Source organism: Mesorhizobium sp. Arg314 (genome assembly GCF_053714275.1).
Genome location: NZ_JBSKBP010000410.1, coordinates 1 through 201, shown reverse-complemented (window position 1 = coordinate 201; position 201 = coordinate 1). Strand labels below are relative to the sequence as shown.

The 201-nt window shown below is 54.7% G+C and carries 1 protein-coding gene; it reads left to right on the top strand.

Annotated features, from left to right (window positions below):
- Positions 1–201, top strand: a 201-nt coding sequence (locus ACWGS9_RS36070) for a Tn3 family transposase (protein ID WP_454509593.1), incomplete at both ends; no start/stop codon positions are given.

Below are 201 nucleotides of genomic sequence, written 5' to 3'. Positions count from 1 at the left end.
GAAAGCGAAGCTGCCTATGTGCTCGATGGTCTATTCGATCAGGACACGATCCTCGATATCCAGGAGCATTTCACCGACACAGGCGGCGCAAGCGATCACGTGTTCGGGTTGTTCGCTCTGATCGGCAAGCGGTTCGCGCCTCGGCTACGAAATCTGAAGGATCGGAAGTTCCACACATTCGAGAAAGGCGACGCCTATCTT